Below are 24,901 nucleotides of genomic sequence, written 5' to 3' on the forward strand. Positions count from 1 at the left end.
CATGGGCGCGGGACGCTACAATGCCCTGGCGCTGTTGCGCGGGGCGATCACCGGGCATCGCCACTGGGGCCGTGCCTGGCGCGCGGCGGAACCGCGCGGGCCCTATGATGTAATCATCATCGGCGGCGGCGGGCACGGGCTGTCGACGGCCTATTATCTGGCCAAAGTGCACGGCATCCGCCGCGTCGCGGTGGTCGAAAAAGGCTATATCGGCGGGGGCAACACCGGGCGCAACACCACCATCGTGCGCTCGAACTATCGCCAGGCACCGTTGCAGAGCCTGTTCGAATATTCGCTGAAGCTGTGGCACGGCCTGTCGGACGAACTGAACTACAACGTGATGTTCAGCCCGCGTGGCGCGCTGTTTCTGGGCCATAGCGATGCCGATATGGCGCGGCTGGCCGAACGCGGCGATGCGATGATTGCCAACGGGCTCGATGCCGATCTGATCGGGCGCGACGAAGTGGCGCGGCTGGTGCCCTTGCTCGACATGAGCCCCGACGCGCGCTGGCCGATCGAGGGCGGGCTGATCCAGCGGCGGGGCGGCACGGCGCGGCACGATGCGGTGGCCTGGGGCTTTGCCCGCGCCGCCGACAGTCTGGGCGTCGATATCATCGAGAATTGCGAAGTGACCGGGTTTCTGCGCGAAGGCAACCGCGTGACCGGCGTGCGCACGACGCGCGGCGATATCGCCGCCGGGCGCACCGGCATCTGCGTGGCGGGCAACAGCGGGCATGTCGCGGGCCTTGCGGGCATCAAACTGCCGATCGAAAGCCACACCTTGCAGGCGTGGGTGACCGAACCGGTCAAGCCGATGATCGACACCGTGGTGATGTCGCAGACGCTGCACTGCTATTTCAGCCAGAGCGACAAGGGCGGCATGGTCGGCGGCGGCGATCCCGATTTCTTCCCCAGCTATGCCCAGCGCGGCGCGCCGATCCGGCTGGAGGATTCGATTGCCCAGTCGATCGCGCTGGCGCCCGCGCTGTCGCGCCTGCGCATGGTGCGCAGTTGGGCCGGGGTGACCGACATGAGCTTTGACGGATCGCCGATCATCGACGAACTGCCGCTCGACGGGCTCTATCTCAACGGCGGCTGGTGTTATGGCGGGTTCAAGGCCACGCCCGGTTCGGGCAGTGTCTATGCCCATCTGCTGGCCACCGGGCAAAGCCATCCCTTGGCCGCACCGTTCTATCTGAACCGGTTTGCCGACGGTCGTACGATTGATGAAGTGGGCTCTGGCCCCATGCCGCAAAGTCGCTGATCCCCATGCTGTTGATCCCATGCCCGCATTGCGGCCCCCGCAATCAGGAAGAATTCGCCTATGAGCGCACGCTCGACAGCGTGGTGCGGCTGAACGATGCGCCCGAACTGGCGATTGCCACGCTCTATGCGCGCGCCAACCCGCGTGGGCAGGAACACGAGATATGGAGCCACACGTGCGGCCAGTGGCTGCGCCTGACGCGCGACCGCATCAGCCACGCGATCCACAGCGTGGAGCCGCTGTGATGCGCGATGCTGCAGGATCGATACCCTTCACCTTCGACGGCAAGGCCTATGCCGGGCAACCCGGCGACACCCTTGCCGCCGCGCTGATCGCCAATGGCGTCAGGCTGGTCGCGCGCAGTTTCAAGCTGCACCGGCCGCGCGGGATCATGGGCGCGGGCGTCGAGGAACCGTCGGCGCTGGTGACCGTGGGCGAAGGCGCGCGGGCAGAGCCCAATGCGCGCGCGACCGATGTGTTCCTCTATCCCGGCCTCGTCGCGCGCAGCCAGAACGCCTGGCCCTCGCTGGCGTTTGACGTGGGCGCGGTCAATTCGCTGGCCGCCGCGCTGATCCCCGCCGGGTTCTATTACAAGACTTTCTTCGGCCCGCCGTCGCGCTGGATGCTCTATGAACGGTTCATCCGTCGCGCCGCCGGGCTGGGCAAGCCACCACAGGCGCCCGATCCCGATCACTATGGCCATCGCAGCGCATTTTGCGATGTGCTGGTGGTCGGCGCGGGCCCGGCCGGGCTGGCCGCTGCGCTGACGGCGGTCGATGCGGGCAAGCGGGTGATCCTGATCGAACAGGATGCCGCGCCGGGCGGCAGCCTGTTGCGCGAACGGGTGACAATCGATGGCGAACCGGGCGTGGTATGGGCCGCAAACGTGGCCGATCGCATTCGCGCGGGCGGTGGCCGGGTGCTGCTGCGCACCACGGTCAGCGGCTATTGGGACGACAATTTCCTGACAGCGGTCGAACGCCGGGTCGAACCGGGTCAGCCTGCCGAGGGCGATGCGCAAGTGTTGTGGCGCGTGCGTGCGGGCGAAGTCGTGCTGGCGACGGGCACGATCGAGCGTCCGCTGGTATTTGCCAACAACGATCTGCCCGGCGTCATGATGGCCGGCGCCGCCCGTGCGCTGGCGCTGCGCCATGGGGTTGCGCCGGGGCGCCGCGCGGTGATCGCCACCAGCCATGACGAAGCCTATCGCACGGCCTTTGCGCTCGCTGATCTGGGGGTGGAGATCGTCGCCATTCTCGACAGCCGGACGCAGGCCAGCGGCCCCCTGGTCGAGGCGGCACGGGCGCGGTTTGTCGTGCATGCCGGCGCGCGCCCGTTGCGCGCGATCCGCCGGGGCATTGGGCTGGCCGGGGTTGATGCGCTGATCGATGGGGCCAAGCGTCGCCTGCTGGCCGACTGTCTGGCCATGTCGGGGGGCGCCAGTCCGGTGCTGCATCTTCATCGCCAGGCCGGCGGCGCGCTTGAATATGACGCCGCACGCGGCGGGTTTCTGCCCGGTGCGGGGCGCCAACGCCATGTCAGCATCGGCGCGGCGGCAGGCGAACACGACCTGTCGGCGATCCTGACGCTGGCACGCGTGGTCGATCCCCTGGGGCCGGGATCGCCGCCCGCGCCGGGGCCGCTGTGGCATGACGAGGCGCCGGGCAAGGCCTTTGTCGATTTCCAGAACGATGTGACCACGCTCGATCTCGCGCTGGCGCAGCGCGAGGGCTATGTCTCGGTCGAACACACCAAGCGCTATACCACGCTGGGCATGGGCACCGATCAGGGCAAGACCGGGGCGATGGTCGCGCTGGCCCAGATTGCCGATCTGCGCGGGGTTCCGCTGCCCGATGCCGGGCTGACGACGTTTCGCCCGCCTTATACCCCGGTGACGATGGGCGCTTTTGCCGGGCCGATGAAGGGCGATCACGCCGCGCCGATCCGGCGCCTGCCCCTGGCGGCGGCGCACGATGCGCTGGGCGCCTTGTGGGTTCCGGCGGGGGCGTGGATGCGTCCGCGCGCCTATCTTGCGCCGGACGAAACGGTCGCGCAGGCCAGCTTGCGCGAGGCGCGCATGGTGCGCGCCAGCGTGGGCGTGGTCGATGTGTCGAGCCTGGCCAAGTTCGAGATTGCCGGGCCCGATGCGGTCGATCTGGTGGCCGCCGTCTGCGCGACGCCGGTGGCCAAACTGGCGATCGGGCGTGGGCGCTATACCGTCATGCTGCGCGAAGATGGCATGGTGATGGATGACGGCACGCTGTGGCGATTGGCCGAAGACCGCTGGCTGATCACCAGTTCGACCGGCGGTGCGGCACGCATGGCGCGGCACCTGACATATGTTGCCGATGTGCTGCTGGGCCACCCGCGTGCGGCGGTGGTCGATGTGGGCGAACACTGGGCCGGGCTGGCCCTGGCCGGGCCGCAGGCAGCGGCGGTGCTGTCGGGGCTGACCGGCGCGGAGGCCCCGGCGCACATGGGGCTGGGCGACGCGGTGATTGCCGGGGTGCCGGTGCGGGTGCTGGCCGCCAGCTATAGCGGCGAGCGCGCGTTCGAAGTGCATGTGCCGGGTCATCTGGCGCGCGCCGTGTTCGATGCGCTGGTGGGCGCGGCGCGGGGGCTTGGCGGCGGGGTCTATGGCCTGGATGCGATGGACCATCTGCGCGTTGAAAAGGGCCACGTGGTGATCGGCGCCGAAGCCGACGGGCGTGTAACGCCCGCCGATCTCGGGCTGGGCGGTGTGTTGCGCAAGACGGGCGGCTATGTCGGGTGGCAGGCGCTGCAACGTCCCGCGCTGGTCGGACCGGTCGGGCGCCGCCATCTGGTCGGGCTGACCTCGGTTGATCACACCCCGATTGCCGAAGGCGCGATGCTGGTCATGCGCGAGGGCGAGCCGCCGCTGGGCCATGTAACCACCGCGGCCCCGCGCGTGGCGCAGGACGGCGCGATTGCGCTGGGCCTGTTGACCGATGGCGCAACGCGCCATGGTCAGATCATGCTCGCCTGGTCTCCCACCCGGCGCAGCACGGTGCCGGTGCGGGTGGGTCCACCGCTGTTCTACGATGCACAAGGGGCGCGCTATCGTGACTGAAATGACTGTCGGCCCGGTGGGGGAACTGCTCGCGCTCGATCTGTGGAATGCCGATGATGCCGCCACTGTGGCCAGCGCACTGGGTGTGGCACTGCCTGGACCAGGGCAGGCCGAAGGCGCGGTGCTGCGTATCGGACCGCGCCGCTGGTGGCTGGTTGGCACGAATTTTGACCGGGCTGGCCTTGCTGCGGCGTTGAATGGGACCGGTGTGGTCAGCGCGGTTGCAGGCGGGTGGGTGCATGTGCAATTGTCGGGCGTGGGGTGGCGCGATCTGATCATGCAAAGCGGTCTGATCGATGCCGAAGATGCGGGGTTTGGTCCGGGTACGGTTGCGGTGACACCATTGAGCCATGCGCGCTGTGTGGTGCATGTGCGCGCGGCAACGCAGTGCGACGTGTTTGTGCCCGCCAGCTATGCCGACCATTGTCTCTCGGCCTGGCGCGCGATGGGTGCGAAAGCGGTGGCGTGATGGTAGGCTGACCGGCAAAGCGTTTGGTACAAAAAGATCCGGCTGGGTAACGCCGGGCTTTCGGGGAAAATCAGGAATGGCGCACGACAAGGGTCCCGCGGCATCGGGTGGTTGGTTTGCCGGGTCGGGGATCGGGGAAATGACCGCGCGCCAATGGTATGTGCTGCTGGTGCTGTCGCTGGTCTATGCGATCAACATCGCCGACCGCTATGTCATCAGCACGGTGATGGAATCGATCAAGCAGGATCTGCACCTGACCGACAGCGCGGTGGCCTTGCTGACCGGAACGTCGCTGGCGCTGTTCTATGTCAGCGCCGGCATCCCCATTTCGGCGCTGGCCGATCGCTACAATCGTCGCAACATTCTGTCCGCCGCGCTGGTGATCTGGTCAGCGCTGACGGTGTTCACCGGCCTGTCGCGTTCGTTCACCCAGATGATCTTTGCGCGGATCGGCGTGGGCGTTGGCGAAAGCGGCGGGACTCCGCCGTCGACATCGATGCTGGCCGACTGGTTTCGGCCGCATCAGCGCACGTTTGCGTTGACCGGGTGGGCGCTGGGCGCCTCGCTGGGCGCGTGGATCGGTGCCGACGTGGCAGGGCGGGTGGCCGATGCCTATGGCTGGCGCGCGGCGTTCTATGCGATGGGCGTGCCGGGGCTGGTGATGGGCATCCTGATCTTCACGACCATCCGCGAGCCTGTGCGCGGCGCCATGGACGGCATCGATGCCGAGGCGGCGCGCGCCGCGATTGCCAAGGCGCGGGTCAAAGTGCCGGTGTTCAAGGCGCTGAAAACGATCATATCACAGCGCGCGACGATCCACCTGATGATGGGCGGCGCGGTGGTCGCGCTGTGGGGCTGGGGCCTGATGTGGTGGACCCCGACGTATCTGCAACGCGCCTATCACATGAGCGCGGGCGAAGCGGGGCAGATTCTCGGGCCAATGCACCTGATCGCGGGCAGCGCGGCGACGATCGGCACCGGCCTGCTGATGGCCACGCGCTGGATGGCTGATCCCAAACGCGTGTTGTGGCTGATGGCGCTGGTTGTCGCGGGCGTTACCGTGCCGTCGTTTTTCATCTTCTACACGCACGATCTGGCGGTGGCCAAAGCCTGCCTGTGGATTCTCGTGCCGGCGATGTATTTCTATATCGGGCCGTCCTATGGCCTGCTCAACAATGTCGTGCCACCGCAATTGCGTGCGATGACGGCGGCGGTGACGCTGCTGATGGCGAACATCGCCAATCTGGTGATCGCGCCGCAGTTTGTCGGGCTGGTATCGGACTATGTGGCCGGGCCACACGGGGCGGACGCGCAATCGCTGCGGTTTGCGCTGTTGCTGCTGGCGCCGACCGGATTCTGGGCGGCATACCATTTCTGGGCGGCAACCAAGAAGATTGATGAGGAAGTCGCGCGGGTGCGCACCGCGCAGTTCTGACAGGCAGAATCAGACCGGTCGGCGCGGCTTGGCCGCCGGTGGCGTGTGGACGCGGTGGAGCGAGCTGACCTGCCATTCGCCGGCGTCTTTCATCCGCGCGATTTCGGTGCGGATTGCCGTGGCAAGCTGATCGGTATCGACCGAACCGCCCAGTTCGACGCCAAAATCGTGTTCGCGCACCCAGCGGACAACGCCATCGAGATCGGGTGAGCCGGGCAACGTCACCACCACCGCATCGCCGCGCGCCGGTGGCCTGCTCTTGGTGGTCATGCCCAGTCCGCGATCGGACAAATTGCGCACCAGCGCCGCGATGACTGTTCCGCTTGGCAGGCGCAAAGTGCCACGCACCAGCCGTGCCCGGCGTTCTTCACGCAGCGCTGCCCCGGAAAGTTGCTCCCGGTCCATGAACGACATTGCAGGTTTTCCCGTGACCATTGCGCCCGTGGCCGGCCCCGCCTGGCCGTCACCTGGTCTTCACGGGGATTCTATGGTCCGTCGGTAAACACTCCGTTTACCGACGGGCAATTTTTCGATCAGCCGGCGATCAGGGTCAGCGCCGCGATCTGCGCCTGGGAATAGCCCTGCCGCTTCAGCGCCTGGGCCAGATCATCAACCGCCGGGCCGTGGCGCGCGCTTTCGCACAGGAAATCGCGCAAGGGTTCGTGTTCGGGAGCAACTGCGTGCGCTGGGCGAGGGCGCAGCACGGGCATGATCCGGCCGATGCGCGCAAGACCGCGCTGCAACGGGCCAGGATGTTCACCACCGTTGCACGAACTGCCATGCACCGCGCGCAACGCGTTTTGCACCGCGCGCCATTCGCCGGTCGAAAGCGCGGGGACGGGGGCAAGTGCGGACTGGTGCTGGGATCGCATGGGTTTGACTCGGCAACTTTGGCTGGGACGACGGATATGTCCAATGCGCCGAATGGCACTCGGACAACATCCCTATAAGATCATGGCCATTGTTTCATTTTCCTGAATAGCTGTCGGGCCGATTGCGCGATAGGGTGTGCACCGGGGACCATCGACGCTTGGTGAAAAGGGCCGCGTGCATGAACAATCCGGGGACGCCGACATTCGACCAGTTGCGGATTTTCCTGGCGATTGTCGATACCGGCAGTTTCGCAGCCGCCGGTCGAAGGCTGGGGCGCGCGGTGTCGGTGATCAGCTATGGCATTGCCAATCTGGAGGCGCAGCTCGGCCTTGTGTTGTTTGAACGCGAAGGCACGCGCAAACCGCAATTGACCGTGGCCGGGCGCGCCCTGCTGACCGAAACCCGCGCGATCGCGGCGGGGGTCGATGGTTTGCGCGCGCGGGTCAAAGGCCTGCTCGACGGGCTGGAGGCCGAAGTTGATCTGGCGGTCGATGTGATGGTGTCGTCTGAACGGCTGGGCCAGGTCCTGCGCGCCTTTGCGCACGTGTTTCCTACCGTGCAATTGCGCCTGCATGTCGAGGCGCTGGGGGCGATCACCGCGCTGGTGAGCGACGGCACCGCCAGCATCGGCATTTCGGGGCCGCTCGCGCTCGAGGCGGAAATGCTCAATTCGGAGGCGGCCGGGTCCACGCTGATGGTGCCGGTGGCGTCGCCCGGTCACCCGCTGGGGCAGATGGCGACAATCCCGCCTGGCGCGGCGCGCGATCATATCCAACTGGTGCTGTCAGACCGTTCGCGCCTGACCGAAGGGCGCGATTTCGCGGTGATCAGCCGCAAGACCTGGCGTTTGGCCGACCTGTCGGCCAAACACGCGCTGCTGCGCGAAGGGGTTGGCTGGGGCAATATGCCGCTGCCGATGGTGGCGGGTGATCTGGCCTCGGGCGCGCTGGTCCGGTTGAACCTGCCCGATCACAGCGGCGGGCGTTATGGCCTGTCGGCGATCTGGCGCCGCGATTGCCCGCCCGGCCCGGCGGCGGCGTGGCTGCGCGATCAGTTTGTCGAACTGGGGAAATCCGACGACTGGCCCTGAAACGATGCCGTTGCCTCCATGATCTGGCGCCCATCCTCGGCATAGGCGCCCAGCCTCAGCCCGGCGTCGTGCGCGCGCAAGGCCAGATGCAGCGGCTCGTCCGCGACCGCAGGCGAAGTGCCGCGAAACCGGAACGCGGTCAGGCGGTTGTCGCCCAGATAGCGCCGCGCCAGATCGAGCAGCAGGCTGGCGGTCAGCGGACCATGCACGACCAGCCCGCGATAGCCTTCCTGCCCGGTCGCATAAGGCAGATCATAGTGAATGCGATGGCTGTTGAAAGTCAGCGCCGAATAGCGGAACAGCAAAGGCGGCGACGGCGCGATTGTCCGTGCCAAAGTCCATGCAGCGGCATCGAACCGGTCGGGGCCCGGCAGAGGCGGTGCTGGCGCGGCATCGACGGGTGCGGCCTCGCGATAGACCACAGTCTGCGTTTCGGACACCGCCAGCGCCTGGTCGCACCGGGTTTCATGCGTCAGTTCGACAAACACCAGCGTGCCGCTGCCACCCTGTTTGGCGGTGATCGCGGCAATATGCGTGGTGCGCGTGATCGGAGCATCCACCCGCAGCGGCGCGTGGAAGTCGAGTGCGCTGGCCGCCCACATCCGCCGCGGCAGCGCTATCGGGGGCAGGAAACCCGGCGCCGTTTCGTCGCGGCGTGGGTGACCATCGGGGCCCAGCGTGGCGGTCGGCGCGTCGGGCAGACCCAGGCACCAGTGCAGCCCTTGCGGTGCGGTGCCGTCGCGCGGTGCATCGCGGTCGAACGTGGCGCACCAGCGCGCGACCAGCCCGCTGTCCAACCGGTCGGTGCGGGTTTCGCTGCGGCCGATCCAGGCGTCCCATTCCCCCATCAGTTGCGTGCCGCCAGCAAACCGCGCGCGATCACCTGCGCCTGAATTTCCGCCGCGCCTTCGAAAATGTTGAGGATACGCGCATCGCACAAGACGCGGCTGATCTCGTATTCCAGCGCATAGCCATTGCCACCATGGATCTGCAGCGCGGCATCGGCATTGCTCCACGCGGTGCGCGCGGCGTGCAGTTTGGCCATACCGGCCTCGATGTCACACCTCTTGCCGGTCACTTTGGCACGCGCGGCGGCATATGTCAGTTCGCGCGCCATGACCCAATCGACCAGGCTCATCACCAGTTTGTCGGCCACACGCGGAAAGTGCACGATCGCCTGGCCAAATTGCTTGCGCGTGGTGGCATAGGCGAGCCCGAGTTCGAGCGCCCGGCGCGCCACGCCGACGGCGCGCGCCGCGGTCTGGATGCGCGCGCCTTCAAATGTGCGCATCAATTGCTTGAACCCCTGGCCCTGTTCGCCACCCAGCAAGGCGTCGGCCGGCGCGGTCACGCCATCGAATTGCAGCGCATATTCGCGCATCCCGCGATAGCCCAGCACTTCGATCTCGCTGCCGGTCAGGCCGGGCAGGGGAAAGGCATCGTCGTGGGTGCCGCGCGATTTGGGCACCAGCAGCATCGACAGCCCGGCATAGCCCTTTTCATCGGGCAGCGTGCGCGCCAGCAGCGTCATCAGATCCGATCGGCTGGCATGGGTGATCCAGGTCTTGGCGCCATCGATCACCCATTGGCCATCGATCAGCCGCGCGCGCGTCTGTAGCGAACCCAGGTCCGATCCGGTGTCGGGCTCGGTGAACACGGCGGTGGGCAGCACTTCGCCGCTGGCGATGCGCGGCAACCACTGCGCCTTTTGCGCCTCGGTGCCGCCCAGCACGATCAGTTCGCCCGCTATTTCCGACCTTGTGCCCAGCGATCCCGCGCCGATCCAGCCGCGCGACAGTTCCTCGGTGATCACGCACATCACCAGCTTGTCGAGCCCCAGGCCGCCATATTGTTCAGGGATGCACACCCCGAACGTGCCCAGATCGGCCATTGCCGCCACCGTTTCATCGGGGATCAGCGCGTTGGCCAGGTGCCAGCCATGCGCATGAGGAATGATCTGCGCATCGGTAAAGCGGCGGAACTGGTCGCGGATGGTATCGAGTTCGCCATCGTCGAACTGCTCGCTCGGCCAGCGCCCTTCGGCCAGCAGGGCGGCCAGCGCCGCGCGCTCGGGGGCCAGATCGGCCTCGATCAGCGTCGCAACCGCATCGGCCAGACGGCGTGCGGCATGGCCCAGCCCGAAATCGGCGGGCCGCACGATCTCGTTCTGCCCCATCGGCAATCCGCCGACCAGTTGCGCCAGCGTTTCGGCAAAGGCCAGCCGGACCACCAGCGCGTCGACCGGATTGGCATCGCCGTTGCGCGCATGCCAGTCGGCCAGTGCCTCCAGCGCGGCAACGCTGGTGGCGATCCAGGCGAACCCGTGCGCGACGCGCTGTTCCTGATCGAGGCTGCGGTGAGTCAGCCGGTCGGCCAGTGCTGCCCGTGCCTCGGCCAGATAGGCGCGCGCGGCTGCGAGCGCGCTGGCGGTCATCGGGCGCGCTCGAACACGGCGGCAATCCCCTGGCCGCCGCCGATGCACATCGTTTCCAGGCCATAGCGCCCATCGCGGCGCACCAGTTCGCGCGTCAGGTTGGCAAGAATGCGGCCACCGGTGGCGCCGATCGGATGGCCCAGCGAAATCCCCGAGCCGTTGACATTGAGCAGCGCCTTGCGGCTGTCATCCTTGCTCCAGCCCCAGCCTTTCAGCACGGCCAGCACTTGCGGAGCGAACGCTTCGTTCAGTTCGACCAGATCGATCTGGTCCCAGCTCAAGCCGCTGCGCGCAAACAGGCGCTCGACCGCCGGAACCGGGCCGATGCCCATGCGCGCCGGGTCGCAGCCCGCTGCCGCCCACGAATGGAACCAGGCGATCGGTTCGAGGCCGAGTTCATCCAGCGCGTCTTCGGCGACGATCAGGCAGGCGGCGGCGGCATCGTTCTGCTGGCTGGCATTGCCGGCGGTGACCACCGCGCCGGGAATGGTCCTGGCCTCGATCGCGCGCAGCTTGCCCAGCGATTCCACGGTGGCATCGGGGCGATAGCCTTCATCGTGATCGAACACCACCGGATCGCCCTTTTTCTGCGGCACCGGCACGGGCACGAGTTCGTCGGCAAACAGCCCCTTGGCCCAGGCGGCGGTGGCGCGCTGGTGGCTTTGCACGGCATAGGCATCGGCCTCTTCGCGTGAAATGCCATAGTCGCGCGCGAGGTTTTCGGCGGTTTCGATCATGCCCGAAATCACCCCGAAGCGTTCGACCGGTTGCGACATCAGCCGCCCGCGAGTCAGCCGGTCGTGCAGCACCAGATTGCCCGCGCGCACGCCCTTGCGGATGTCGGTGGTATAATGTTCGACGTTCGACATCGATTCGACGCCGCCTGCGACCACCACGTCGGCGGCGCCGGTTTGCACCATCATCGCCGCGTTGATCACCGCCTGCAGCCCGGACCCGCAGCGCCGGTCGACCTGATAGCCCGGCACCTCCAGCGGCAATCCCGCCGCCAGCCATGACCAATGCCCGATGGCTGGGGCTTCGCCGCTGCCATAGCCTTGCGCAAACACCACGTCATCGACCCGCGCGGGATCGATCCCGCTGCGCGCGATCAGCGCCTTGAGGATCACCGCGCCCAGATCGCCTGCGGTCAGCGGGGCAAGCGCGCCGCCGAATTTGCCGACGGCGGTGCGCAGCGGAGAGACGATGGCAGCACGGCGCAGTTTGGTCATGTCGCGGTTCCTACAATTCCAGAGTCAATCAAGCGGGCCACTTCGCCCGAAGGTAGCCCAAGCCGTTCGGCCAGCACTTGTTCGCTGTGTTCGCCATTGCGCGGGGCCGGGCGCGGCGGTTCGCGCGGGGTGTCGGGCAACGTGGCAAAGGCGCCGGCGGCGGGATAGACCGCGCCGCTGGGGTTGGCGGCGGTCCCGAAAATCGGATTGTCGGCCACCAGCGCGGGATCGGCGGCGGCCTCGTGCATTGTGCGATAGGCCGAATGGACGATCCCGCCCGCATCGAACGCGGCGGCCAGGTCGGCATGGCGGCACGTGCCGATCGCTGCCTCGAACAGCGGAAACAGCGCATCGCGGTGGGTATAGCGCAGCCCGTCATCGGCGGCGAAGGCCACACCGCGCGCATGCTCGATCTGCGCGATCGCGTCGCCCAGCCCGAGCGCTGTAACCAGATTGGCCCATTGCCGGTGGGTCACCACCACGATCATCGTGCGCACGCCATCGGCAGTGACGAAATCGCGCCCGAACAGCCCGAACACCGTGTTGCCCAGCCGTGGCCGGTCGGCGCCGGTGGTGACCACTTCGGCCAGACTGCCCAGATTGGCCACCGTGCCGATCGCCACGTCAGACAGCGGCAGGCGCACTTCACCGCCCTGGCCGGTGGCATCGCGGCGGCGCAGCGCGGCCAATAGCGCAAACGCGGCATAGGCCCCGGTCAGCAAATCCCACGCGGGCAGCACATGGTTGACCGGATCGGGGCCCGCGCCGGTCAGCAGTGGATAGCCGACCGCGTTGTTGACGGTATAGTCGAGCGCCGGGCTGCCATCGGCCCAGCCCATCACGCGAACGGTGATCAGGCCTGGGCACCCTTGCGCCAGCGCATCATGCGCCAGAAAGCCCTTGGCCGGGAAATTGGTGACGAATTGCCCGGTCGCGCGCACCAGCGCCTGCAACAGTTCGCGTCCTTCGGGGTGGGCCAGATCGAGCGCGACCGACCGTTTGGCGCGATTGAGGTTTTCCCAATAGAGCGAGGCATTGTCGGCGGTGACCGGCCAGCGGTGATAATCGGGCCCGCCGCCGATCTGGTCGACGCGGATCACCTCGGCGCCCATTTGCGCCAGATAGAGCCCGCAGGTGGGCGAGGCGACGAACGACGACGCCTCGATCACCGACAGCCCGTTGAGCAGCGGATACATGTCAGGCCGCGCCCGCGGCGAAATCGCGCAACATCTGCTTGGCGATGACCAGTTGCATGATCTGCGTAGTGCCTTCGTAAATGCGATAGATCCGCACATCGCGGAAAAACCGTTCGGCCTCATATTCCGACAGATAGCCTGCACCGCCGTGGATTTGCACGCAACGGTCGGCCACGCGGCCGCACATTTCGCTGGCGAACATCTTGAACGCGGCGGCTTCCTTCAGGATTTTCGCGCCACTGTCGGCTTTGGCAATGGCGTCGCGCATCATGCATTGCGCGGCATAGATTTCGGCATAGCTGTCGGCCAGCATGGCCTGGATCAACTGGAAATTGGCGATCGGTTCGCCAAACGCCTTGCGCTCGGTGGCATAGCGGGTGGCGGTGTCGAGAATGCGCCGGGCATAGCCGGTGCTGGCCGCGCCGACCGACAGCCGCCCGTTGTCGAGGCTCTGCATCGCGGTGGCAAAGCCTTTGCCTTCCTCGCCGCCGAGCAGGGCGTCGCCTGGCACGAATACATTGTCGAAGATCAGGTCGCCGATATGGCTGCCGGGCTGGCCCATCTTCCGGTCGGATTTGCCGCGCGATACGCCGGGGGTGTCGAGCGGCACCAGAAAGGCCGAGACATGGGCATTTTTGGGCAGGTTTTCCTTCGACGTGCGCGCCATGATCAGGCCGAGTTTGGCATAAGGCGCGTTGGTGATGTACCGCTTGGTGCCGTTGATCACATAGCCATTGCCGCTGCGCACCGCGCTGGTCTGCAACCCGGCCGAATCCGATCCCGAACCCGGCTCGGTCAGGCCGAACGCGGCGACTTCGCCGGCGGCCAGGCGCGGCAGCCACTGCGCCTTCTGTTCGGGCGTGCCGGAATTTTTGATCGCCGAACAGACCATGCCGATGTTGATCGAGATGATCGAACGATAGGCCGGCATGGCGTAGGACAGTGTGTGGATCGTTTCGATATATTGCTGCACGTTCATCCCCGCGCCGCCGTATTCTTCGGGCATGGTCAGGCCAAACAGGCCCATGTCGACCATTTCGGCCTTCAGCGCGTCGGGAATGCCGTCGTTGGCGATCACCTCGGCCTCGGCGGGCACCAGTCGTTCGCGCACATAGCGTTCGAGCTGTTGGTGAAACTGCGCAAAGACATCAGGGTCCATGCCGGGGTTGGTGCTCATGGTCGCGGGGCCCTCAGATCGGGTCATAGGGGAAGACATGCGCCGAAACTTCATCGGCACGGGCAAAATTGGGGCGGAACGCGGGTACCAGTTCATCGGCGATGGCCTGCGCGGTCCACCCTTCGACTTTGGTCATCGACCGCACCGGGCGCGGTTTGTTGAACAGCACGATTTCGTTGCGGCGCACGGCAAAGATCTGGTTGTTGACCTCGGCCGCGCGGTCGGAGGCGAGGAAGGCCACCAGCGGCGCGATCTTGTCCGCGCTCATCGACTGTATGCGCTCGACGCGCAATTTCTGTTCGGGGGTTTCGGCGGGGATCGACGCAGTCATCCGGCTCCACGCAAACGGCGCAATGCAGTTCGAACGCACGCCAAAGCGCGCCATGTCGAGCGCGATCGACTGCGACAGCGCGACCAGACCCAGCTTGGCGGCGGAATAATTGGCCTGACCGACATTGCCGATCAGCCCGCTGGTCGAGGTGAAATGGATGAAGCTGCCAGAGCCTTGTTCGCGAAAATAGGGTGTTGCCGCCTTTGACACGTTGAACGGCCCGGTCAGGTTGACATCAATCACCGCCTGCCAGTCGGCATGGCTCATCTTGTGCCAGATCGTGTCGCGCAAGATCCCGGCGTTGTTGACCACCGCATCGATCCGGCCAAACCGCTGCACCGCATCCTCGATGATGCTGGCCGCGCCCAGCGGATCGGCAACGCTGGCCAGATTGGCCCAGGCGCGGCCCCCGGCGGCGCGGATATCGGCAACCGTCGCATCGGCAGGGCCGGTGTCGCCGCCATCGCCCGCCTGCGCCACGCCCGGATCGTTGACCACCACCGCCGCGCCCTCGCGCGCGCACAGCAGCGCCACTTCGCGGCCGATCCCGCGCCCGGCGCCGGTAATGGCCACGACTTTGCCTTCGAGAATGCCCGGCATGCGACTCTGGTCCTTTCGTCTTGCCGGGCCGGGGTATCGATGCCAGGACATCTATTCAACATCAGGAATTGATTTTCACACTTGTGAAAAATATAGCGGCGCGATGACCGGCCCGGTGCGTTCCGTCTCGCAGGCGTTTGCCATTTTGCGCCTGTTGGCGAGCGAGGGTGCGCTGACTTTGACACAAGTGTGTCGCGACACCGGGCTCAGCCCGTCGAGCGCGCTCAACCTGCTGCGCACGCTGGTCGGCGAAGGGGCGCTCGAACGCGCCGGCGATGCGCGGCGCTATCGGCTGACCCCGGCCTGGCAGGGCGCCGACTTGTTGAGCGGCGCGCGCATGGCGCAGCGTATCGCGCAGGCACAGCCATTGCTCACGCGCTTTGCGCAAGGTCACGACACGGCGTGCGGGCTGTGGCAACAGATCGGGTCCGACCGGCTGACGCTGGTGGCGCTGGGCGAAAGCGAGGCGACCACGCGCATTCATATGGCGATCGGTCAGCGCCAGCCGGTTGGCGCCGGGTCGGTCGGACGCGCGGTGATCGCCACCGAAGCGCCCGACCCGGACGAACTGCACCGGCGGTTTGGCGCCTTGCGCTGGCGCAGGCCATTGGCCTTTGCTGCGTGGGCGGAACAAGTCGCGCGCACACGCCAGACCGGGTTCGGCATCGACGATGGCTATGCCCACCCCGGCGTGGTGTCGATCGGACTGGTCGTGCCCGGCACGCGCAGTCCCCGGCTGTGCCTGTCCGCCTCGGTTTTTGCAGGATCGCGCAGCGAGCGCGAGATCGAGGCGCTGGGTGAGGCGCTGCTCGCGCTGACCACCGAGAGCGCATTCCACGAAAGCTGAATTCGTGCCTCGTGCCGGTTAGGGGACTTTGCGGAGGGTGCCGCAACCGTGCTGTTGAATGGCCCCATGCCAATCTGCCGATCCGAGACAGGGTTGGTGGCACAAGTGAGACGTATTCGCACCGATCAGGTGGAGCTGGGGATGTATATTCACCGGCTGGAGGGCAACTGGTTTCGCCATCCGTTCTGGAAGGCGCGGTTTGTGCTCGACGATCCGGCACGCCTGCGCGCCTTGCGCGACAGCGCGGTCGAATGGGTGCTGATCGACCCCACGCAGGGGCGTGATGTCGAAATGGCGGCCAACGACCGGACCCCCGTCGCCGGATCGCCAAAGCTGTCGCGCGCGATTGCCGGGGCGGCGATGGCGGGGCGCCGCGCAGTGGATCTGTCGCAGGAAATGTTGCGCGCCGAACGGCTGGCGCGACAGGCGGGCAAGGCGGTCAATCGGCTGTTTTTGGAAGCGCGGTTGGGCAAACTGGTCGCCGCAAGCGATGTCGCGCCCGTGGTCGACGAGATCTATCTGTCGATCCAGCGCAACATCTATGCCTTCAACGGCCTGTTGCAGTGCCAAAGCGACCAGGTGCACCTCTATCGCCATGCACTGGCGGTGGCGGCCTTGATGGTTGCACTGGCCCAGCGCCTGGGCCTGGCCCCGGCGGCGACACGCGCGGCGGGGATGGTCGGGATGATGATGGATATTGCGCTGGCGCAACTGTCGGCAGAAGTGGGCGTAGCCGACTATCGCGATCTGCCGCCGGCCGTGGCCAAAGGGCACGTGCTGTTTGGCCAGACGCTGATGCGCGCGGCGGGCGATATCCCGCCCGACGTTCAGACTGGATGCCTGCACCATCACGAACGGCTCGACGGCAGTGGCTATCCAAACGGTCTGTCAGGCGCCACGATCGGTCTGTTCGGACGCATGGCCGCGGTGTGCGACAGCTATGATCAACTGGTCACCGGCACGCCCGACACCCCCGCGCTCGATCCCGCACGTGCGCTCGGTGTGATCGCCGCGCAGCCTCACCTGTTTGATGCAATGATTGCCGCGCGATTGGTCGAGGCGGTCGGGGTCTATCCGATCGGGTCATTTGTGCGCCTGCGCTCGGGCCGACTGGCGATGGTGGTCGATCAGGATGAAGCCGATGTCGCGCTGCCGACCGTGCGCATATTCGCCAGCATCGACGTGGCCGGGGGCGCGATGGTGCCCTGCCGCCAAGCCACCCTCGCACTGGGCCAGTGTTATGGCGAAGACGCCATCGCAGGCATTGCCGATGCGGCCGAATTGCGCCTGCCACCGCTCGACAGGTTGCGGGAAGAGTTGATGGCAGGGGCGTTGCGCGCGGCGAACCGGGCATGAGGCGAAAAAAAGCCGACCGGTTGCCCGATCGGCTTTGAAAGTTTTGGGAGAGGATGCCTGAAAGGCAGGATCAAGATGGGTTGCACACGCCTGTTGTGCAAGTGCGAAAAGCTGTCCAGTGCAGTGCAAAAAATGCAATGGCCACCGCGATGGTGTTGATCGACCGGTCCAATTATTTGATTTGGCACAAAATATCTGGCGAAGCCGAAAGGCGCTTGCCCTTTGGGGCAAGCCGGATTGGCTCCCTTATTCGTATGCGCTCAACACATCTTGCGCCAGCGCTTCGGCAGCTCTGATGCCATCAACTGCCGCCGACAGGATGCCCCCGGCATAGCCTGCACCTTCACCCGCCGGGTACAGGCCTTTGGTGTTGATGCTCTGCAGATCGGCCCCGCGTCGGAACCGCACTGGTGAGGACGTGCGCGTTTCCACCCCGGTCATGATCACGTCGGGGTGGTCATAGCCGGGGATCTGGCGGCCGAACACCGGCAGAGCCTCGCGGATGGCCTCGATCACATAAGGCGGCAGGCACTGTGCCAGATCGGTCAGTCGCACACCGGGCTGATACGAGGGCACGACCGTACCGAATTCACCCGAAGAGGCGCGGCCGGCCAGCAGATCGCCGACTTTCTGGCCCGGCGCCTTGTAATCGCTGCCCCCTGCGGTGAACGCCAGGCTTTCCCAGTGGCGCTGAAACGCGATGCCCGCCAGCGGCCCGCCGGGATAGTCGCGGGTCGGGTCGATATCGACCACCAGGCCCGAATTGGCATTGAATTCGGCGCGCGAATACTGGCTCATGCCATTGGTGACGACGCGCCCTTCCTCGCTGGTGGCGGCCACCACGCGGCCGCCCGGGCACATGCAGAAACTGTAGACGGTGCGCCCGTTGCGCGCCTGATGCGAGGCCGCATAGGCCGCCGGGCCCAGGATCGGATTGCCGGCAAAGCTGCCATAGCGTGCGCGGTCGATCCAGCCCTGGGGATGTTCGATACGCACGCCGATCGCAAACGGCTTGGCCTCGGCATGCACGCCGCGATCGTGCAGCACCTGGAACGTGTCGCGCGCCGAATGCCCCACCGCGACGATCACGTGGCTGGCACGCAGCACGGTGCCGTCGGACAAATGCAGCGCGGTGATCTGCCGCGCCCCTTGCACGTTAGCTTCGATCTCGAAATCATCGACCCGCGTGCCAAAGCGGTATTCGCCGCCCAGCGCCTCGATCGTTTCGCGAATGCTCATCACCATCGTCACCAGCCGGAACGTGCCAATATGGGGATGCGCCTCGGTCAGGATATCGGCGGGCGCCCCGGCCTTGACGAATTCGACCAGCACTTTGCGCCCGAGATGGCGCGGGTCCTTGATCCGGCTGTAGAGTTTGCCGTCGGAAAACGTTCCCGCGCCGCCTTCGCCGAATTGCACATTGGATTCAGGGGTCAGCACCGACCGGCGCCACAGCGCCCAGGTGTCCTTGGTGCGTTCGCGTACGGCTTTGCCGCGTTCGATGATGATCGGCCGCAGCCCCATCTGCGCCAGCACCAGCGCCGCCATCAGCCCGCATGGCCCCGCGCCGATCACCACCGGGCGCGGCCCCGACCAGCCCGGCGAGGCCATGACCGGAAAGCGATAGGTGGTGTCGGGGCTGGGGCGCAGATCGCGGGCCCCGGCCTGGCGTTCCAGCACCCCGGATTCGTCGCGCAATGCGACATCGACCGCATAGACCAGTTGAATCGCCGATTTGCGGCGCGCATCGTTGCCGCGCTTGGCAATCGTATAGCGCACCAGATCTGCGCGTGGCACGTCGAGCCGATCGCAGATCGCGGCTTCGAGATCGTCGGCGTTATGGTCGAGCGGCAGTTTGAGTTCGGTAAGGCGCAACATCGCGCCCCTCTACACAAGCCGGGGCGCGAGCGAAACTGCCCTAACCGGTGATGATGCGATCGAGCACGGCGGGATGCAGCGCTTCGTCGAATTCGCAGCCGATTTCGAAGCGATCGACCCATTTGACCGTGGCGCGACGGGGCGGCAGGCCGGGCAACGTGATCCACAGCGTTTCACCGATGCGAAGGCGTTCCATCGCGGCCAGCCGCACGCCATGGCACGACAAGTCAAGCGTCACCCCTGCCATACGCACCGTCGAGCGGCGGTATTGCACTTTCGCGCTGATACCCCGGCGCTCTGAACGCCGCGGGACGAGGGGGCGCGTGGAGGATTGCTCGGTCGCGATCATCATGGTGCCTGTCGAAACGACTCAATACCTATCTTTTCAAGCAATAAGATCCATTCCTTAAAGTCGCGTTAGGAAGTGTTCGCTGTTTGGGATTTGCGCCGGGCCGATCGCAACGGCATAGTCGGGTGATGATAGGCCGGATCGGTGCGCGGTCCGGGTCAAGGGAATGACGATGATCCGATCGATCCGAATTGCCGCCTGTTCCGGTTTTGCGCTGGTTTGCGCGCTTGGCGCCGCCCCGTTGGTCGCGCGTCCGGTCAAACCGCATGCGCCGGCCGTTGCCCAGGTTTCGCCCGAGGCCTTGCGCGTGCATCGGTCGCTGCTGACGCTCGACACCCATCTCGACACGCCGATGCTTCTGGAAATTCCCGGTTGGTCGATCATGGATCGCCATGATGCCAAACGCGATTTCAGCACGGTCGATGTGCCGCGCATGAAAGAGGGGCATCTCGATGGCGGGTTCTGGGCGATCTATACGCCGCAGGGCCCGTTGACGCCCGAGGCGACGCGGGCCGCACGCGATGCGGCGATCATGCGTGGCGTCAAGATCCGCGAAATGGTCGCCGCCCACCCGCAGGTGTTTGCCCTGGCCGACAAGGCGGCGGATGCGGCGCCGATCGCGGCATCGGGCCGCATCGTTGTCTATCTGTCGATCGAAAACGCCTGGCCGCTGGGCGATGACGTCACGCTGATCGACACGTTCTATCGGCTGGGTGTGCGGATTTCGGGCTTTGCACATTTCCGCAACAACCAGTTCGCCGACAGCGCCACCGATACCGAAAAATGGGGCGGGCTGAGCCCGGCGGGCAAGGCGTTGCTGGCCGAAATGAACCGGATCGGCGTGGTGCCCGATCTGTCGCACAGTTCGGACAAGGCGCTCGACGATGCGCTGACGCTGTCGAAGGCGCCGGTCATCCTGACTCATTCGGGGTGCCGGGCGGTGTTTGATCATCCGCGCAACATCGACGATGCCCATCTGCAATTGCTGTCGGCACAAGGCGGCGTGATTCAGATCAACACCGTCTATGTAAAAGCCGAAAAGCGCGATCCTGCGGCCGCCGCGGCGTTCAAGGCGCTGGAGGCGAAATATCCCGAAAGCCGCGCGCTGTCGGCCGACGAACACGCCGCCTTCATCGCCGAGCGGCACGCGATCGAGGCGCGCTATCCGCTGATCGATGCCCCGACATTCGACGACGTGATGGCCAACTTGCTGCACGCAATCAAGGTTGCCGGGGTCGATCATGTCGGCATCGGCGCCGATTGGGATGGCGGTGGCGGCGTGGTCGGGCTGGAAGATGTGGCCAGTCTGCCCAAGATTACCCAAGCGCTGCTCAAGGCGGGCTATACGCGCGAGGATATTGCCAAGATCTGGTCGGGCAATGTGCTGCGCGTGCTGGCCGCCGCGCAAGCCGAGGCCGCGCGTGAGGCAGCGGCGCCGGGCGACAAAGTCGGTTAACGCACTTCGGCCTTGAGCCCCAGGTGTGTGGCGAGTGCGCGCAAATCACGCTCGACGCCTTCGTTGACCAGCGCGGCCAGCGCAGGCTGCACGCTCAGCACCAGGCGCGTGCCTTCGACGGTCAACTGGCTGTCGGTCAGGCTTTGCGGCGCGCACGTGCTGAACCGGCGGCATAGCCGTGTCGCCAGGCCCCAGGTCTGCGCTTCGCGCAGCGCGGCGGGCGTGATCAGCGCGGCCAGCGCGGGGGGCACATCGAGCCGCCCGGCATGGCCCAGCATTGCCACCGCCAGCATCACCCGTTCGGTGGTCGTTGCGCCGATCCAGCGTTTGCGCAAGGCCCAGTCGCGCGCGATATCGCCGCGCAAGTTGGGCTCCACCACTGCCGAGGCGAGGCACAGCATCGTCGCGGCCAGGCGCAATCGCTCGCGCCGTTCAACCCCCGAAGGCGGCGCGGCGGCCACGGTCCATCCTGCCACCATCGCGCCGATCTGCGCCGGAATGCCGTGTTCCTGGACAAATGCCGACATGCCGGCCACCAGCGGGTCCTGCCCGCGAATGCCGGCAGGCATGTCCTCATAGAGCAGGCCTTCGCGCAGGCCCCAAGCCGAAAACACCAGTTTTCCCGGTTGCAGCCGCCGGATCAGTACGGCCAGCAAGGCCGCCGTGTCGGGCAGGCTGTTCATCCGCGCGGTGGAAATGCCCGGCAGGGGACGCAAGGTTTCGGGTTTGCGCCGCGCCAGCGCGCGCGCGATGCGCAAGCCATCGGCAGGGTCGAGCACAAATCCGTGCGGATCGTCGATCGGCCATTCCAGCCGGGCCATGGCAAACCGCGCAAACGCGCGCAGCGATCCGCCCACCAGATAGAGTGTGCTGCCCGGTTCGGCGGCCCAGTCGGCCTTTTTCAGCGCCTTGGCCACTTGCTGACCAAAGGCGCGGTCACCAGCGGCGCGCAACCGCCCCAGCCGCAACGTGCCCAGCGGCATCGATACGCCATGGCGACAGGTGTCGCCATCGATATCGACCAGTTCCAGGCTGCCGCCGCCCAGATCGCCGACCACGCCGCTGGCGCCGGGGAACGCGCCCAGCACGCCGTGCGCGCTGGTCACCGCTTCCTGTTCGCCGCTCAACAGGCGCGGGGAAAACCCCATCGCCGCCACGCGTTCGAGAAAGGCGCCGCCGTTGATGGCATCACGCACCGCCGCCGTCGCCACGACATCGACGCGTTCGACGCCCTTCAATTGCAACAGCACGCGATAGCGCGCCAGCGCGGCCAGCACGCTGGTGGTGGCGCGCGTGCCCAGCAGGCCGTTTTCAGCCACGCCCTTGCCCAGCCGGGCGGTGACTTTTTCGTTGTGCAGCACGGCGGGTGCGCGCAATGGCCCGCCGTAGATGACAAGCCGCACGGTGTTTGAACCGATATCGACAATGGCGCGCATGGGCCCGCGTGCCGTGCGGCGGTCAGACGTGGTCATGTTTGTGTCCGCCCTAGTGCTCAGGTGTGCTCAGGTGTGCTCAGGCCGTTGCCGCGCCGCCGCGACGCAAGGCCAGCTTTGGCACTTTGCGGCCTTTGGTCAAGGCCGCGCCACGGCCCGACAACGACGGGTTGGTCATGAAATAGCGATGCACGTTGAAGGGCTGTATTCCCGGCTCTACGCGATGGTACTGCCCGGTGCCGTCCAGTTGCCAGCTTTGTTCGGTGTCGAGCAGGTTGGCCAGCATGACCTGATCGAGCACCTGGTCATGCACCGTGCTGTTGCGGATCGGCACCAGGACCTCGACCCGGCGATCGAGGTTGCGGCTCATCCCGTCGGCCGAGGAAATGAACACGCGCGCGCGCCGATTGGGCAGCGCCGCCCCGTTGCCGAACGCCCAGATACGGCTGTGTTCGAGAAACCGCCCGATCACCGATTTGACCGTGATGGTATCCGACAGTCCGGCAATCCCCGGTTTCAGGCAGCAGATGCCGCGCACCACCAGCGCAATCTGCACGCCCGCGCGACTGGCCAGATAGAGCCGGTCGATCAGGTCGGGATCGGTCAACGCGTTCAGCTTGGCCCAGATCGCCGCCGGTTTGCCCGCCCGCGCATAGGCGGTTTCGCGGTCGATGCATTCATACAGCTTGGCGCGCACGCCACCGGGCGAGATCGCCAGCATTTCGGTGCCCTTGGGCTCGATATAGCCGGTGATGAAATTGAACAGCAGCCCGGCATCGCGGCAAAAGCGTGGATCGGCGGTAAAGAACGACAGGTCGGTGTAGACCCGCGCTGTCAACGGATGATAGTTGCCGGTACCAAAGTGGCAGTAGGTGCGATAGCCATCGCCTTCGCGGCGCACCACCATCGACACTTTGGCGTGGGTCTTCCAGTCGACAAAGCCATAGATCACCTGGACCCCGGCATTTTCGAGCTGGCTGGCCCAGTGCAGGTTCTGTTCCTCGTCGAAGCGCGCTTTCAGTTCGACCACGGCGGTCACCGATTTGCCCGCTTCGGCCGCTGCGATCAGCGCGGCGATCACCGCCGATTGCTTGCCCGCGCGATAGAGCGTCTGTTTGATCGCCACGACATCGGGATCGGCGGCGGCCTGGTGGAGAAAATCAACCACCACGTCAAAGCTTTCGAACGGATGCTGGATGACGATATCCTTTTCGCGGATCGCCGCGAAGCAGTCGCCATCATGTTCGAGAACGCGCTCGGGATAGCGCGGGCTGTAGGGTTCGAATTTCAGATCGGGGCGTTCTTCGTCGACCAGCGCCGACAGGCCGACCATCGACAGCGGCCCGCGCGCCTTGATCACCTGATCGGGGCCCAGCCGCAACTTGTCACGCAACATGGCCTCGGCTGCGGGATCGAACCTGTCCTCGATGGTCAGCAGGATGACCCGCCCGCGCCGGCGGCGCTGGATCGCGGTGCGGAAATAGCGTACCAGATCTTCGGCATCTTCCTCGATTTCCATGTCGCTGTCGCGCAGGACCCGGAAAATGCCGCTGCTGAGGATGCGGAAGCCGGGAAATAGGCGCGCTGCCTTGCGCCGGATCAGCTCTTCGATGCCGATCCACGTCGCCGGTTGACCGGGCAGGCGCACATAGCGCGGCAGGGCCGGGGGGATCAGCACCATTTCGTTGACCGGGGCGCCATCGGCCACCCGCACCAGCGAAAACAGGATACCGCTGCCCTGGTTGGCGATGAACGGGAACGGGTGCGCGGGATCGATCGCCTGCGGGGTCAGCGCGGGTTGCACGCGGGCCAGGAAATATTCGCTCAGGAAATCCGCTTCGGACTTTTCCAGCCGCCGGTTGGTGATCAACCTGATGCCCTGCCGGTCCAGCGCGGCGACCAGATCGGTGAAGATGTCGTATTGCGCGCCGACCAGTTCGCTGATCGCGGCATGAATTGCCTGCAATTGCTGGCCGGCAGACAGCCCGTCGATCGACACTTCATCGATCTGGCGGCGCACTTGCGCGGCCAGCCCGGCGACGCGCACCATCATGAATTCGTCGAGATTGCTGCCCGAAATCGACAGGAACCGCAGGCGTTCGAGCAAAGGGTAATTGGGATTTTTCGCCTCGGCGAGCACGCGCCGGTTGAATTGCAACCAGCTCAGTTCGCGGTTGAAAAATCGGTCGGCGGGCAGGGCGGACGAATCATGGGCGATATCCGAATCGCCTGTCGGCGCCGATTTCGACTTGGCCAGATGCGAAGCTGCGTGGCTGGATTCCACCATGATTGCGTTTTCATGACTCCTTTGCGTCGGTGCCTGGCGTCTTTGCACGCGTCGGCTCGGTGATGGCAAGCCGGTCGGGTGCATTGTCACAGTTATTCACGGCCAC

At 66.1% G+C, this 24,901-nt stretch carries 21 protein-coding genes; 9 read left to right on the plus strand and 12 right to left on the minus strand.

Going from position 1 to position 24,901, the window contains the following annotated elements; all coding sequences use genetic code 11:
* Position 1: 1 nt before the first annotated feature.
* From AQZ49_RS00825 to AQZ49_RS00845, 5 genes are all read left to right on the plus strand, one after another.
* Positions 2 to 1,264, plus strand: coding sequence for a sarcosine oxidase subunit beta family protein (locus AQZ49_RS00825; RefSeq protein ID WP_067611442.1), 1,263 nt, complete (start codon positions 2 to 4; stop codon positions 1,262 to 1,264).
* A gap of 5 nt (positions 1,265 to 1,269) precedes the next feature.
* Positions 1,270 to 1,509: a sarcosine oxidase subunit delta gene (locus AQZ49_RS00830; protein ID WP_067611444.1), complete on the plus strand. Its 240-nt coding sequence runs from the start codon at positions 1,270 to 1,272 to the stop codon at positions 1,507 to 1,509.
* Complete coding sequence (locus AQZ49_RS00835) at positions 1,509 to 4,355, plus strand: 2Fe-2S iron-sulfur cluster-binding protein (RefSeq protein WP_067611447.1); 2,847 nt, start codon at positions 1,509 to 1,511, stop codon at positions 4,353 to 4,355. Before AQZ49_RS00830 ends, AQZ49_RS00835 begins: the two co-directional genes overlap by 1 nt.
* A gap of 1 nt (position 4,356) precedes the next feature.
* Positions 4,357 to 4,824: a sarcosine oxidase subunit gamma family protein gene (locus AQZ49_RS00840; RefSeq protein ID WP_067611450.1), complete on the plus strand. Its 468-nt coding sequence runs from the start codon at positions 4,357 to 4,359 to the stop codon at positions 4,822 to 4,824.
* Between the two features lie 139 nt (positions 4,825 to 4,963).
* Positions 4,964 to 6,259, plus strand: a complete 1,296-nt coding sequence (locus AQZ49_RS00845; RefSeq protein ID WP_231738559.1) for a spinster family MFS transporter — start codon at positions 4,964 to 4,966, stop codon at positions 6,257 to 6,259.
* 9 nt (positions 6,260 to 6,268) lie between these two features.
* On the opposite strand, the gene AQZ49_RS00850 is transcribed toward AQZ49_RS00845, so the two are convergent.
* Entirely contained in the window at positions 6,269 to 6,673 is a 405-nt protein-coding gene (locus AQZ49_RS00850; protein ID WP_067611456.1) for a PilZ domain-containing protein, read from the minus strand.
* A gap of 119 nt (positions 6,674 to 6,792) precedes the next feature.
* Positions 6,793 to 7,131 carry a hypothetical protein gene (locus tag AQZ49_RS00855; protein WP_067611459.1) on the minus strand — a complete coding sequence of 113 codons (339 nt, stop codon included), beginning with the start codon at positions 7,129 to 7,131 and terminating at the stop codon, positions 6,793 to 6,795.
* Between the two features lie 179 nt (positions 7,132 to 7,310).
* Between AQZ49_RS00855 and AQZ49_RS00860 the strand changes: the two genes are divergently transcribed.
* On the plus strand, positions 7,311 to 8,222 hold the full coding sequence (locus tag AQZ49_RS00860; protein WP_067611462.1) for a LysR family transcriptional regulator: 912 nt from the start codon (positions 7,311 to 7,313) through the stop codon (positions 8,220 to 8,222).
* Here the strand turns inward: AQZ49_RS00860 and AQZ49_RS00865 are convergent.
* The 6 genes from AQZ49_RS00865 to AQZ49_RS00890 are packed head-to-tail and all read right to left on the minus strand — an operon-like array spanning position 8,183 to position 15,189.
* Positions 8,183 to 9,070, minus strand: a complete 888-nt coding sequence (locus AQZ49_RS00865) for an HTD2 family dehydratase (protein ID WP_067611464.1) — start codon at positions 9,068 to 9,070, stop codon at positions 8,183 to 8,185. The two genes, AQZ49_RS00860 and AQZ49_RS00865, sit on opposite strands and share 40 nt — an antisense overlap.
* Positions 9,070 to 10,656 (minus strand): acyl-CoA dehydrogenase family protein, encoded by a 1,587-nt coding sequence (locus AQZ49_RS00870; protein ID WP_067611466.1) that lies wholly within the window; start codon positions 10,654 to 10,656, stop codon positions 9,070 to 9,072. Before AQZ49_RS00870 ends, AQZ49_RS00865 begins: the two co-directional genes overlap by 1 nt.
* The gene (locus AQZ49_RS00875; RefSeq protein ID WP_067611469.1) at positions 10,653 to 11,885 is read right to left on the minus strand and encodes an acetyl-CoA C-acetyltransferase; all 1,233 of its coding nucleotides are present in this window, start codon (positions 11,883 to 11,885) and stop codon (positions 10,653 to 10,655) included. The genes AQZ49_RS00870 and AQZ49_RS00875 overlap by 4 nt, the downstream gene beginning before the upstream one ends.
* Complete coding sequence (locus AQZ49_RS00880; protein WP_067611472.1) at positions 11,882 to 13,081, minus strand: CoA transferase; 1,200 nt, start codon at positions 13,079 to 13,081, stop codon at positions 11,882 to 11,884. Before AQZ49_RS00880 ends, AQZ49_RS00875 begins: the two co-directional genes overlap by 4 nt.
* Before the next feature lies 1 nt (position 13,082).
* Positions 13,083 to 14,258 (minus strand): acyl-CoA dehydrogenase family protein, encoded by a 1,176-nt coding sequence (locus AQZ49_RS00885; protein ID WP_067611475.1) that lies wholly within the window; start codon positions 14,256 to 14,258, stop codon positions 13,083 to 13,085.
* A 13-nt stretch (positions 14,259 to 14,271) separates the two neighbouring features.
* Positions 14,272 to 15,189: an SDR family NAD(P)-dependent oxidoreductase gene (locus tag AQZ49_RS00890; protein ID WP_067611479.1), complete on the minus strand. Its 918-nt coding sequence runs from the start codon at positions 15,187 to 15,189 to the stop codon at positions 14,272 to 14,274.
* Positions 15,190 to 15,304: 115 nt separating this feature from the next.
* Between AQZ49_RS00890 and AQZ49_RS21650 the strand changes: the two genes are divergently transcribed.
* Positions 15,305 to 16,036: an IclR family transcriptional regulator gene (locus AQZ49_RS21650; protein WP_231738561.1), complete on the plus strand. Its 732-nt coding sequence runs from the start codon at positions 15,305 to 15,307 to the stop codon at positions 16,034 to 16,036.
* Positions 16,037 to 16,141: 105 nt separating this feature from the next.
* Positions 16,142 to 17,392 (plus strand): HD-GYP domain-containing protein, encoded by a 1,251-nt coding sequence (locus AQZ49_RS00900; protein ID WP_231738563.1) that lies wholly within the window; start codon positions 16,142 to 16,144, stop codon positions 17,390 to 17,392.
* 246 nt (positions 17,393 to 17,638) lie between these two features.
* On the opposite strand, the gene AQZ49_RS00905 is transcribed toward AQZ49_RS00900, so the two are convergent.
* Both AQZ49_RS00905 and AQZ49_RS00910 read right to left on the minus strand, forming a co-directional pair.
* Positions 17,639 to 19,270, minus strand: a complete 1,632-nt coding sequence (locus tag AQZ49_RS00905; protein WP_067611488.1) for an NAD(P)/FAD-dependent oxidoreductase — start codon at positions 19,268 to 19,270, stop codon at positions 17,639 to 17,641.
* 40 nt (positions 19,271 to 19,310) lie between these two features.
* Positions 19,311 to 19,622 (minus strand): PilZ domain-containing protein, encoded by a 312-nt coding sequence (locus tag AQZ49_RS00910; RefSeq protein ID WP_369819048.1) that lies wholly within the window; start codon positions 19,620 to 19,622, stop codon positions 19,311 to 19,313.
* A 169-nt stretch (positions 19,623 to 19,791) separates the two neighbouring features.
* Between AQZ49_RS00910 and AQZ49_RS00915 the strand changes: the two genes are divergently transcribed.
* A complete protein-coding gene (locus AQZ49_RS00915) occupies positions 19,792 to 21,075 on the plus strand; it encodes a dipeptidase (protein ID WP_067612506.1) in 1,284 nt (427 codons plus the stop codon).
* On the opposite strand, the gene AQZ49_RS00920 is transcribed toward AQZ49_RS00915, so the two are convergent.
* Together AQZ49_RS00920 and AQZ49_RS00925 are read right to left on the minus strand one after the other, a co-directional pair.
* A complete protein-coding gene (locus AQZ49_RS00920; RefSeq protein WP_067611491.1) occupies positions 21,072 to 22,547 on the minus strand; it encodes a Ppx/GppA family phosphatase in 1,476 nt (491 codons plus the stop codon). The two genes, AQZ49_RS00915 and AQZ49_RS00920, sit on opposite strands and share 4 nt — an antisense overlap.
* Before the next feature lie 40 nt (positions 22,548 to 22,587).
* Positions 22,588 to 24,795, minus strand: coding sequence for an RNA degradosome polyphosphate kinase (locus AQZ49_RS00925; RefSeq protein WP_082701241.1), 2,208 nt, complete (start codon positions 24,793 to 24,795; stop codon positions 22,588 to 22,590).
* Positions 24,796 to 24,901: the final 106 nt, after the last annotated feature.

The organism is Novosphingobium sp. FSW06-99 (assembly GCF_001519065.1).
GTDB lineage: Bacteria > Pseudomonadota > Alphaproteobacteria > Sphingomonadales > Sphingomonadaceae > Novosphingobium.